Annotated in this window: 11 protein-coding genes; 8 read left to right on the forward strand and 3 right to left on the reverse strand. The window is 45.3% G+C overall.

Annotated features, from left to right (window positions below; all coding sequences use genetic code 11):
* The first annotated feature begins 373 nt into the window (after positions 1-373).
* From Q5691_RS14810 to Q5691_RS14830, 5 genes are all read left to right on the forward strand, one after another.
* Entirely contained in the window at positions 374-952 is a 579-nt protein-coding gene (locus tag Q5691_RS14810; protein ID WP_333312032.1) for a Uma2 family endonuclease, read from the forward strand.
* Between the two features lie 373 nt (positions 953-1,325).
* Positions 1,326-1,946: a Uma2 family endonuclease gene (locus tag Q5691_RS14815; RefSeq protein WP_333215961.1), complete on the forward strand. Its 621-nt coding sequence runs from the start codon at positions 1,326-1,328 to the stop codon at positions 1,944-1,946.
* A gap of 271 nt (positions 1,947-2,217) precedes the next feature.
* The gene (gene rimO / locus Q5691_RS14820) at positions 2,218-3,540 is read left to right on the forward strand and encodes a 30S ribosomal protein S12 methylthiotransferase RimO (RefSeq protein ID WP_333345398.1); all 1,323 of its coding nucleotides are present in this window, start codon (positions 2,218-2,220) and stop codon (positions 3,538-3,540) included.
* An 899-nt stretch (positions 3,541-4,439) separates the two neighbouring features.
* Positions 4,440-5,906 (forward strand): DEAD/DEAH box helicase, encoded by a 1,467-nt coding sequence (locus Q5691_RS14825; protein WP_333085686.1) that lies wholly within the window; start codon positions 4,440-4,442, stop codon positions 5,904-5,906.
* 167 nt (positions 5,907-6,073) lie between these two features.
* A complete protein-coding gene (locus Q5691_RS14830; protein ID WP_333345399.1) occupies positions 6,074-6,295 on the forward strand; it encodes a hypothetical protein in 222 nt (73 codons plus the stop codon).
* A gap of 199 nt (positions 6,296-6,494) precedes the next feature.
* On the opposite strand, the gene Q5691_RS14835 is transcribed toward Q5691_RS14830, so the two are convergent.
* Positions 6,495-7,055 carry a hypothetical protein gene (locus Q5691_RS14835; RefSeq protein WP_333215955.1) on the reverse strand — a complete coding sequence of 187 codons (561 nt, stop codon included), beginning with the start codon at positions 7,053-7,055 and terminating at the stop codon, positions 6,495-6,497.
* A 396-nt stretch (positions 7,056-7,451) separates the two neighbouring features.
* On the opposite strand from Q5691_RS14835, the gene Q5691_RS14840 reads away from it, so the two are divergent.
* The 3 genes from Q5691_RS14840 (at position 7,452) to Q5691_RS14850 (ending at position 11,116) form a co-directional block, all read left to right on the forward strand.
* On the forward strand, positions 7,452-8,654 hold the full coding sequence (locus Q5691_RS14840) for a Coenzyme F420 hydrogenase/dehydrogenase, beta subunit C-terminal domain (protein ID WP_333215953.1): 1,203 nt from the start codon (positions 7,452-7,454) through the stop codon (positions 8,652-8,654).
* Positions 8,655-8,752: 98 nt separating this feature from the next.
* Positions 8,753-9,787, forward strand: coding sequence for a M28 family peptidase (locus Q5691_RS14845; protein WP_333215951.1), 1,035 nt, complete (start codon positions 8,753-8,755; stop codon positions 9,785-9,787).
* A gap of 186 nt (positions 9,788-9,973) precedes the next feature.
* Positions 9,974-11,116 (forward strand): leucine-rich repeat protein, encoded by a 1,143-nt coding sequence (locus Q5691_RS14850; protein WP_333345401.1) that lies wholly within the window; start codon positions 9,974-9,976, stop codon positions 11,114-11,116.
* Between the two features lie 115 nt (positions 11,117-11,231).
* On the opposite strand, the gene Q5691_RS14855 is transcribed toward Q5691_RS14850, so the two are convergent.
* Positions 11,232-11,603, reverse strand: a complete 372-nt coding sequence (locus tag Q5691_RS14855; RefSeq protein ID WP_333052718.1) for a DUF2237 family protein — start codon at positions 11,601-11,603, stop codon at positions 11,232-11,234.
* Between the two features lie 49 nt (positions 11,604-11,652).
* On the reverse strand, positions 11,653-12,114 hold the full coding sequence (locus Q5691_RS14860; RefSeq protein WP_333216144.1) for a GNAT family N-acetyltransferase: 462 nt from the start codon (positions 12,112-12,114) through the stop codon (positions 11,653-11,655).
* Positions 12,115-12,318: the final 204 nt, after the last annotated feature.

Here is a 12,318-nt window from a genome sequence, read left to right on the forward strand (position 1 = left end):
GGGGTAAAAAGGCGATCGTTCCTTGTAGTGCAAGGGTTTGTGAGATTTGAACATTCCCCCTACTGGGGGAACTTCAGCTTAAGACTCTTGTGGGCTGGTAATTATGCCCGCCCCCAAGGTAAAAATTCCACTCTGGGCCGATCGACAAATTAGACCAATATCTTGCCCATTGGAAATGAACACTTTGATGCGTCAAGTTCATGCTTTGGGCGGAAATTCTGACGATCCATTACCTGCGTCTGCTGCTGTTCAAGTGCTGTCGGGCGATCGCCCCTGATGTATGATCGGATAAAATAGTGTAAGTTGGGTAGCAGTCTGGGGGTATAAATTTGATTGAATTGCGTACTTTTAGCACCTGTAGGTAACAAAAGCGATGACTGTTGTAACTGCGAAAAGATTCTCTATCGAAGAATATCACCGTTTGGGAGAACTGGGATTTTTCGGTCCCGATGACCGAGTAGAATTGATTCGCGGAGAAATTATAAATATGGCTGCTAAAGGTAGGCTTCACTCTGTTTGTAACAGTCTTTTACTTGAGGAGTTAGTCATTTTACTGGCAAGACGCGCTCGCTTGCGCGTACAAGAGCCGATTATCTTGTCTGCTACTGATAGCGAACCCGAACCTGATGTTGTTATCGCCCGCAATCGCTCTGATAATTATTTATCTTCTCACCCTGAAGCTGCGGATATCTTGTTGGTAATTGAGGTTTCTGATTCTACTTTAAAGTATGACCAGAGAACTAAGTTATCTCTCTATGCGGAAGCTGGCATTTCTAATTATTGGATATTTAATTTGGTTGATAATCAACTGGAACTGCACAGCGAACCTTATCAAAAAAGACAAGGTGATTTCAATTATCGAGTCAAACGAGTTGTTCTGCAAAATGAGACTGTTGTAATTCCCGGTTTTCCCGAATTGTCTCTGGATTTATCTTTGGTATTTCCAGCCTAATTTAAAAGTACGATAAAATCAAGATTATAGAACCCCTTTGATCTCTTGAGGTCGATCGCTCACAACGGTCGATCGCCTAGATAGTGATTTCAGATGCAGTCGATCGGCGCGATCGGTATTTTGACATTTTGTAGACTAAAAATCATAGCAAACTTCACTTCCTATGTCAAGTCTTTGTCCTAAAATTACAGCGTATTCCAGGTTTGTGAAGTGTAGGGACACTGCAGTGCCGTGTCCCTACGGCGAGCTAACTATAGGCGGGTGTACTTCCTAAATGTGGAATCTGCTGTAGACTTTGTGCAAAAATCGGAACAATACTTGTGTAATCTTTGAGCTTTCCGCATACTAATCACTAGACAGAGGAAACCACAACATGATCCAAACCATATCCAAAACAATCACGTTTGATGAGTTCGTTGCTTGGTATCCAGAGAACTCTGTCCACAAGTACGAATTACACAATGGAGTAATTGTTGAAATGCCTTTAGGAACTGGCGACCATTCCGACGTTACAGGTTTCATCTCAGGTGAAATCAATTTTGAAATCAGACGACTGCAATTGCCTTACTCCATCCCCGGTGACTGCCTGCTCAAACCCCGTAACGAATCAGGCTACCAACCAGATGTAATTGTCCTAGACCGAACCGCACTTGCAAGCGAACCGCGCTGGAAAAAAGAATCAGTCATCACGATGGGCTCTTCGGTGCGACTGGCTGTAGAGGTGGTCAGTACGAACTGGCGGGATGATTATTTTTTCAAAGCTTCCGACTATGAAGAAATGGGCATTCCCGAATACTGGATTGTAGACTATCTTGGTTTAGGCGGTCGCAAGTTTATCGGCAATCCCAAACAACCCACTCTCTCGATTTACCAGCTAGTAGATGGGGAGTATCAGGTAAAACAGTTTAGGGGAAGCGAGACTGTTGAGTCGCTGGCTTTTCCAGAATTGAGCTTAACAGCAGAGAAGATTTTTCTTGCTGGCTTGCCGAACTAGCAAGTCGAAATTATGCAAAGGGCGTAAGATTGTCGAAGCCTTCCGACGACACCAAAACCTGACAATTGGGTCAAAATCTGGCAGCGAAAAAGCGGGAAAGTACGATCGCACAAAGCCTAAAAATTCTCATCTCGCCCACGATCGCACAAATATCACACAACAACTGCGGACACCACAACAGTCCAGAGCTTCCACATACACATTGCAATTTTTTTAATTGTGTGATATCATAAAACGTTCTTAAAAATAGCGCAACACTAACTATTACTGCATGGCAACCAAGCCAACGATCGCATTTACTCACCTCGGCTGCGAAAAAAATCGCATCGATACCGAACACATGATTGGCTTGCTGGCTCAAGCGGGCTATCAAGTCGATTCTAATGAAGAATTAGCCGATTATGTTGTAGTCAATACTTGCAGTTTTATCCAAGCGGCGCGAGAAGAGTCAGTCCGCACCTTGGTAGAATTGGCAGAAGCTAATAAAAAAGTAGTCATCACCGGCTGCATGGCACAGCATTTTCAGCAGGAATTGCTGGACGAATTGCCCGAAGCAGTCGCAATTGTCGGCACTGGCGACTATCATAAAATCGTCAGTGTTATGCAGCAGGTGGAAAAGGGCGATCGAGTTTCCCTCGTCTCTTCAGAACCTACTTACATCGCTGACGAAACTACTCCCCGCTACCGCACAACATCGGAAGGTGTGGCTTATCTGCGAATAGCAGAAGGGTGCGACTACCGCTGTGCATTTTGCATTATCCCGCACTTGCGCGGAAATCAAAGGTCGCGGACGATCGAGTCTATTGTCGCCGAAGCTAAGCAATTAGCCTCCGAAGGGGTAAAAGAAATTATTTTAATTTCTCAAATTACCACCAACTACGGCAAAGATATTTATGGCGAACCGAAACTAGCCGAACTACTTCGCGCTTTGGGTGAAGTAGATGTACCTTGGATTCGGATGCACTACGCCTATCCTACAGGTTTGACTCCGCAAGTTGTCCAGGCAATCCGGGAAACGCCCAACGTTTTGCCTTATTTGGATTTACCCCTGCAACACTCGCACCCGGAAATTCTGCGGGCGATGAATCGGCCTTTTCAAGCTGGGATTAATGATTCTATAGTCGATCGGCTCAAAGCAGCACTTCCGGGCGCTGTGATGCGGACAACTTTTATTGTCGGCTTCCCCGGCGAAACCGACGAACACGCAGCACACTTGCTGGAATTTGTCAAGCGCCACGAATTCGATCACGTAGGAGTTTTTGTATTTTCGCCAGAAGAAGGAACCCCAGCCTTCAGCTTGCCCCAGCAAATACCTGCAGAAATAATGGAAATGCGGCGCAATTCGGTAATGGCGGCACAACAACCTATATCATTGAAGAAGAATCAAGAATCTGTCGGTCAGGTAGTTGATGTCCTGATAGAACAAGAACAACCAGAGACAGGTGAGTTGATTGGTAGATCCGCTCGGTTTTCCCCAGAAGTAGATGGACTCGTCTATGTGACAGGAGAAGCGCGGCTGGGATCGATCGTGTCTGTGAAAATTACTGGTGCAGATGTCTACGACCTCTACGGTCAAGTCGATTTTAGATTTTAGATTTTAGATTTTAGATTGACTGCACAGACTCATCTGGGAGCTCGATCTTTTATCTAAAATTGTGGGATCGACCCTCATGAGTTGACGTGGCACTGTATCCGGTGCTGGGCGGGGTCAAGTGTAAGTGTTGCTGGAACTGTCGCGATCGGCGGTGTGGCGAACAAAAACCGGGCACCAGCCAAAAATGATTAGCGGATTGTGCATCAAAAGTAACGGTTTGTACAATATTGTGCAAAGATATCTAGCAAAGGGGTTATAAACCTTTATTAGCCCTATCTGGCAATCGGCGCTCCCCCTCGGGGTGCGGTTATCTCTACAGAACGATCGGAAAATTTTAACGAATTTAATGTTTTGTTTCTGAATGTAAAGAGTTATGATAGTAACAAGCCAGAAATAAGCGGGGAGAATTTGAGATTGCTTCGCCGTCCGCCCTACACCACAACGGTATCCCGAAAGAGTGTTGAGATGGATAGGCGGTAACGGTCGCTGCATCCCCTGCTCAATCCCGCAGGCGACGGATTGCGGGATAGCGCCTGAACCAATAAACCTGTTACTACTATGTAGTGAAGTGGGGCTGGTCATGATCCTCACTATAAAATGCCTAAGAGGGAAAGCTTGCAAGTACCTCAAAGGAAGTCCAATGTCCTGTTTTAAGAATGTTGGAAGCCTATAACCCGACCCCTGGCGGTTGGTATCGGTGATGTCACAAAATCAAAGACGGCTGTCGAATTGGTAAATTTAGTCACCATCGACGGAGCTGCCCTATACTCGATTGCTATTTAAGAAGGTGCGCGCAGGCGCAGCACCATAAAGAACTCTTATGAGTTCCTGCCCTAGAGCAGAAATCCGCATCCGAGTTGGGCAACTTAGAAGGCTAAGACTCGTTATTAGGAGCATTAATGAATTTATTGTTTGAAGGCTTAGGTCTTTCGGAAGAACTCGTTCTCCATCTGGAAACACTAGGCTTTACAGAACCTACTCCCATCCAAGTACAAGCAATTCCGCACCTGTTAGCAGGTCGCGACGTTGTGGGTCAAGCCCAAACAGGGACAGGCAAAACGGCAGCATTCTCGTTGCCCATCTTGGAGCGGATTGATTTAGATGTGACTGCGGTGCAAGCACTGGTGCTGACGCCGACTCGCGAATTGGCGATGCAAGTAACTGAAGCCATCCGCGATTTGAGCGGCATCAGCAGCGACGGCCCGGTAAAAGTGGGTCGCTCTCTGCAAGTTCTGACGGTGTACGGCGGTCAATCGATCGATCGTCAAATGCAGCGTTTGAAGCGCGGCGTTCACGTCGTTGTCGGTACACCTGGACGCATATTGGATATGCTCAGCCGTGGCAGCCTGAAGCTAGACAAGGTAAAATGGCTGGTTTTGGATGAAGCTGACGAAATGCTGAGCATGGGCTTTATCCAAGATGTGGAAAAAATCTTGGATGCTGCACCAAAAGAACGTCAAACGGCATTTTTCTCGGCGACGATGGAAGCTTCCATTCGGAAATTGGTAGCGCGGCATTTGCGTAACCCAGTCAACGTCACCGTAGAACAGCCAAAAGCAACGCCGAAGCGCATCAGCCAAGGCGTGTACATGATTCCCCGTGGCTGGTCGAAGGCAAGGGCTCTACAGCCAATCCTAGAAATGGAAGACCCGGAATCTGCACTGATTTTTGTGCGGACTCGGCAGTCGGCGGCAGAACTCACCAGCCAACTGCAAGCAGCAGGTCACAGCGTTGATGAGTATCACGGTAATTTGAATCAGGCACAACGGGAACGTTTGTTGCATCGGTTCCGCCAATGTCAGGTGCGCTGGGTAGTGGCGACTGATATTGCGGCGCGGGGTTTGGACGTGGATCACTTGACTCACGTGATTAACTACGATTTACCCGACAGTGTGGAAAGCTACGTTCACCGGATCGGACGCACGGGCCGGGCTGGTCGCGAAGGAACGGCGATTACGCTGATTCAACCGGTCGATCGCCGCAAACTGCGCTTGATTGAACGCCACGTGCGATCGAGCTTGACGGTGCGAAACATTCCGACACGGGCGCAAATTGAAGCACGTCAGTTGGAAAAGATGCAGGGTAAAGTTCGCGAAGCTTTGGCTGGCGAACGGATGGCATCTTTCTTGCCTCTGGTGTCTCAGTTATCCGAGGAGTACGACTCCCACGCGATCGCCGCTGCTGCTTTGCAAATGGCTTTCGATCAAAGCCGTCCTGCTTGGATGGGCGCTGATTACGCTCAACAAGAAGATCCCCCGATTGGTGGAGAAAACAGCGTCAAGCCAATCTTGATCAAAAAGCGGGCTAAGACTGGTGAGGCGACTTTTTCTGGAGCACCGAGTGCTCCTGTTCCCCAGAACCGCTAATTGGTAGGGTGCACAATGTGCACCTTATTTAGAATTATTGTAGAGATGCGATCAATCGCACCTCTACTCTTTTTATGGGTGTGATCCCCAATCCGAGAGCCCTCGGCGGTTGAAACCGCGAACAAACGAAGTCTACTCCTAGCGGACAGAGAATTGGATAAGTAAAGATGCAAGTTAGCGATCGGAGAATTTCTGTAACTAATTCTATGCTGAGAACGTTAATTGATGAATTGGGTACTGAGTGTCAAAATGTGATTACTTTAATCCATCAGCTTCAGTTACCTGATTTGAGCGATCGACAAAAAGCTGAAATTCTAGCAGACTTCCTTCCTCTCTGCAATTCATCTGAACGTTCACTGCGGAGAGGATTTTCAGACACTAATTGCTGAGGAAATGGCAATATTGTCGGATGATGATGAAGAGGATTAAAAATAATCGGGCGATTTCCTACGGGATAGCTACGCTTCACGCACATCAGCAAAAAGCCCTCCAGTCAACTCACAAAAAGGCTAAAAATCCTCATAAATAAGGAATAAAGTCCTTAGTACAAACTTGTGAACCCGGACTTTTGCACAGTTGTTTAATATTTCAGTTTAGCTGCGTGCTCACAATAATTTTTTGCACGCGATCGCCCTTAATTTCCACAATCAAATTAGAAGCCTTTTGGTCATTGCTGTAAGTCAAGCGAGTCACTCCACTTTTAACAGATTGCGACCCGTAACCGTAAGTTTTAACGACTTTTTGGCTGTTATCTCCTAGCTTCACACCATCAATTGTCAGAAACTTGGGATTGGTAGTAGAAACTAAATAAACTTTTCCCTCCCATGCTGCTACCGTCAATCCTGAGTAGGTTAGCGTGCGAATCTTGCCGCCGATGCCAGATCCAGCAGGTTTAGTTTCGTCGCGCTGCGGTTTTCCCAAGTTACGTTTTGCCTCTTCTACAGACATCCCCAACCGAACGCCGCCAATCCCCAGGCGCGAATAGTTCAGCGCCGCCGGCTTTTGTGTCGCGCTGAGAATTCTTTCTAGAGTCGCAACAGTTTGATTCATAGCAGGAACCGGACGAACTAAAGCAGCAAATCCTAAGCTCGAAATTGCAAGATTCATCATGATGCCAGCGAGGGCTGTTGTCACAAATATTTTTACCATTTTTTTATAGCTTTATTTGGCAATGTATTCGTGCGATCGCCCCCTCGATCCGGATGGATACTAATAGGACTTACACACACACTCCTGGACGCACGGCGATCCTCTGAAACCGAATTTTTTTACCAAAACTACACAAACAAACCCGGTTTTTAGCATAAATCTTAGGTTTAACAGTCAGGTATTCAGGAAGAAACCCGGTTTCTAGCGCAACCTAGGTAAGTCCTGACTAATATTTTTTAACTTGTGAAAACCACCAATTTCGGGCGAACCGAATTTGCTCCCGTACAAACTTGCGTCCGCCTGCGAGGACTAAAAAAAAGAATAAAGGAGGTAAATCAAGGGAAATTGCTGTGATATCCTAACAAAAGCCATATCTCGATAAAATTAGCAATTTAGATGACCGCAACAGATTCTACTAAACACCAAAAATCCAAAGCCCTCAAACCCGGTAGCCGTCGCCCCGCTAAAGAACTTTGCAGCGAGTGCGGTTTGTGCGACACATATTACATCCATTATGTCAAGGAATCTTGTGCTTTCTTAACACAGCATATTGCAGAATTAGAAGCAGAGATTCACGGGCGATCGCGCAATCTCGACAATCCTGACGACTGGTATTTCGGAGTCAGTCAAAACATGATGGCGGCTCGGAAAAAAGAGCCGATCGAGGGCGCTCAGTGGACGGGGATCGTCAGCACAATTGCGATTGAAATGCTCGAAAAAGGAATTGTAGAAGGCGTTGTTTGCGTCCAAAATACTAAAGAAGACCGCTTTCAACCGATGCCGATAATTGCTAGAAATCGTGAAGAGATTCTCGCAGCAAAAGTCAACAAACCAACTCTCTCCCCCAATCTTTCAGTATTAGAACAAATCGAAAAATCGGGGATGAAGCGGCTGTTAGTAATTGGCGTCGGCTGTCAAATTCAAGCTTTGCGAACAGTTGAGAAAAAACTCGGTTTAGAAAAGCTCTACGTTTTGGGAACTCCCTGTGTCGATAATGTCAGCCGCGCCGGCTTGCAGAAATTCCTAGACACGACTAGCCGCTCTCCTGAAACGGTGGTTTCTTACGAGTTTATGCAAGACTTTAACGTTCACTTCAAACACGAAGATGGTTCAGAAGAAAAAGTGCCGTTTTTTGGCTTGAATACTAAGGAATTGAAAGATGTTTTTGCTCCTTCTTGTTTGAGCTGTTTTGATTATGTCAATTCTTTAGCAGATTTAGTTGTGGGCTACATGGGCGCACCCTTTGGCTGGCAGTGGATTGTGGTGCGAAATGACACCGGGCAAGAAATGTTAGAGTTGGTAACGGATCAGCTAAATACTCAGCCGGTGATGTCTCAGGGAAACAGAAAAGAGGCGGTTCAGCAAAGCATTCCTGCTTATGAAAAAGGAGTGACTTTGCCGATGTGGGCGGCGAAGTTAATGGGAGTTTTTATTGAGAGAATTGGGCCGAAGGGTTTGGAATATGCTCGGTTTTCGATTGATTCTCATTTCACTCGCAATTATCTGTACGTGAAGCGCAATTACCCGGAGAAATTAGAGGCTCATGTGCCGGAATATGCTAAGCGGATTGTCGCGCAGTATAAGTTGCCCGATGTGTAAACTTGTAGGGTGCGTCAGTCAGGAGTTGTTGGATTCTTGAAAAAATAACGCTAATTGACGCACTCTAATACTCAAGGATAGCAAAAGATAGAAAACAAATGCACTTGGGAACAATCGAATTATGGAATCGCAGAACGTTAACTAGACTGGCTATCCTTAGTACGATCTTAATTACTCTAATTAGTGGGATATGGTTGAGTATGATTGCAATGCCAGGGAAAAGCTACAGCGGGACAATTCCCCCTTTAACAGCACAGGAAATATCGCTCCGAGATGATTTACAGCGCGATGTGGAAAAGCTCGCTGGTGAAATCGGAGAGCGCAACTTTATACAATATCAAAAACTTGGAGAAGCTGCTGACTTTCTCGAAGCATCTTTTCAAGCTGCTGGCTATAAAGTTGAACGACAAGGATATAAAATTGATGATAAATTTTATTATAACATAGAAGTGGAGATTCCAGGGGGTAAAAAGGCAGATGAAATAGTTGTAATTGGGGCACATTATGATTCTGTGGTGGGGAGTCCAGGGGCAAATGATAACGCAACTGGGGCGGCGGGAGTGCTGGCTTTAGCGAGAATTTTTGCAGGTAAAAAGCCTGAAAAGACTGTGCGTTTTGTTGAGTTTGTGAATGAGGAACCGCCTTTTTTCTGGACTGCTGATATGGGGAGTTTGGTTTATGCGAAAAGATGCAGAGAGCGTAACGAAAAAATTGTTTCTATGCTCAGTTTAGAAACAATTGGTTATTACTCTGATGCCAAAAACAGTCAGAAATATCCAGCACCATTAAACCTTTTTTATCCTACATCGGGAAATTTTATCGGATTTATTGGCAATACATCCTCCAGTAAATTGGTTAGAGAGGCGATCGCATCTTTCCGTCGCCATGCTGAATTTCCCTCGGAAGGTGCAGCAATTCCGGGTGGCATTCCTGGTGTTGGTTGGTCTGATCAATGGTCTTTTTGGCAACATGGTTATCCAGGGCTGATGGTGACAGATACTGCTCCCTATCGCTATCCTTACTATCACACGGCGCAAGATACACCCGATAAGGTTGACTGGGAACGGACGGCGAAGGTGATAAGTGGATTGGAGAAAGTTGTGGCAGATTTGGTGGGAGTTGATATCAATTAGTTGAGTGGGTGCAGAGCGTGGAAATATCCTCGCTCGGCATAGAATATCATGCAAACTGACGCACCTAAAAATTAGTATAAGTTGCCTGAGTGAGGTGATTAAGAGAGTTTGTAATAGATGTTTTGCAGGGACACGGTAAGGCAGTGTCTTTGTTTTATACAGTGGGGAAATTAGAGGTAGAAGATTATGACACTCATAGTTGCACACAAACACATGAAGTTACCAAAGTCGATCGCACTTACTTGTTGTGTGCTTCTAGCATTATCTGGAAATGGACTGTCTGCGAAGGCTGCAGAAACGCGATCGGGAAACAAAACATTTGCTGAATGGTGTCGCGAAAAAGATTCTTTGAGTTCAGAAGCTAAACATACTGTTGATATGCTGTTAAAAATAGCAGGAACTACTGAGTGCGATGAGGCAGATCGCCAACTTTCTAGTATCACAGGAATTAGCTTTACGGACCAAAGAATCAGCGACATCAAACCGCTAGCATCCTTAACTAACCTGAACGTTCTCCGGCTCATCAACTGTTCTATCAGCGACATCAAACCCCTAGCATCCTTGACTAACCTGACTTTGCTCAACCTCAGCAGCAATCAGATCGTTGACATCAAACCGCTAGCATCCTTGGTTAACCTGAAAGTGCTCAACATCGGGAACAATCAGATCAGCGACATCAAACCCCTAGCATCCTTGACTAACCTGACTGGAATCGTCCTCATCGAAAATCAGATCGATGACATCAAACCGCTAGCATCCTTGACTAACCTGAAAGAGCTTTTCCTCCGCAGCAATCAGATTGACGACATCAAGCCACTAGCATCTTTGACTAACCTGGCTAAGATTGATCTCAGCAGCAATCAAATTAGTGACATCAAACCGCTAGCATCTTTGATGCAACTGACTTTTATCGAGCTCAGTAGCAATCAGATTAGTGACATCAAATCACTAGCATCCTTGACTAACCTGGAAGGAATTAACCTCAGCAGCAATCAAATCGGTGATATCAAACCGCTAGCATCCTTGACAAATCTGGAAGGGCTATCACTTAACAAGAATGAGATCGCTGACCTTAAACCGCTAGTATTCTTGACTAAACTGGAGATTCTCTGGCTCAACAACAATCAAATCGTTGATATCAAACCGCTAGCATCCTTGACTAATCTGACTTTGCTCTCACTGGAAAACAATCAAATCGTTGATATCAAACCGCTAGCATCTTTCACTAAACTGACTGAACTCTACCTCAGCGGAAATCCGATCGCCCCTAAAACTTGCCCTCTCAAGCCAGAGTCTATCTGTAAGTGGGAACCACAAACTAAACCATAAAAGTTTACAGTGACGCCCGATCGCACTTAAATATTTCTGTTACGAAGGATAAATTTGCTATTCCTGAGAAAAACCCGATCGCCCTTATTGACTAAAAGCGATCGCACCTCCCTTCCTACAAATCAGCAGCATGCTGCTTCAATTCATCCAAAGAAACGTATTCCAAAGTCAGGGCGTGAGTCGCACCCAAAACCACAAGCGGCGCACATCCCGCATCCATTGCTTCCTTCCAGCGAGAAGCGCACAAACACCAACAATCCCCAGGCTTCAAACCGGGAAAGTTAAATTCAGGAACCGGAGTGCTCAAATCATTTCCGTTCGATTTAGTGAATTGCAAAAACTCTTCTGTCAGTTGAGCACAAACAGTGTGAGCCCCAAAGTCGCCACCACCTGTATTGCATTTGCCGTCCCGATAATATCCTGTCATTGGCGAAGTGCAGCAAGTCTCTAACTTTCCGCCCAGCACATTTGTAGCTTCCGTCACCATCGCAACTCCTGAGTAAAACTCTTCGATCTAATTTTACACAACTCGTTGTTTATATATTTTTTTCCATGACAAAGTTGATTAATTTTTGTCCTCTGCATTCTACTTCTTGTTTTCTAATCACAATAAATCCCTGGCTTTCAAAAAAAGGTCGAGCTGTAATGCTGACTTCGGCAAATAACTTGTTAATTCCTAAGTCTTGGGCTTTTGACTCAATTTGTTTTAAAATTAGCCTGCCGACTCCTTGCCTTTGAAAATGTTGATGACAGAAAAAGCAATCGATATGGCCGCTTGCTTCTAATTCCCCAAAACCTGCAATTTTCTCACCCTCTTCTGCTACGAAAGTAAATTTACTGCTTAAACTTTTAGTCCAACTTTCGATATCCATATCTGCTGGCGCCCAAGCATCTACTTGTGCTTGTGTGTAATCGCGGATGTTTACTTGGTGTACGGTGTCGTAAAATAGTTTTACAATTTGTTGGGTATCACCGATTTCGTAGGTTCGTACTCTCATAAATTATCTCGCTGCGATCGCTTGTTTAATATTAATTTGGGATTTTTAACCGCTTCGGAACGCGGATGGATGTTGTCTTGTACCATTTTGGCTCATTTCTTGCAGCGCGATCGACCAAAAATTCTCGCCCACTCCCTTGACAAACTCTCTTCCTCTATGTTATTGAAGCAAAAGCAAACTTAACTCGAATTAACAGTACATCAA

Origin of the sequence: Microcoleus sp. w1-18aA5, assembly GCF_036701705.1 — a bacterium.
Lineage (GTDB): Bacteria > Cyanobacteriota > Cyanobacteriia > Cyanobacteriales > Microcoleaceae > Microcoleus.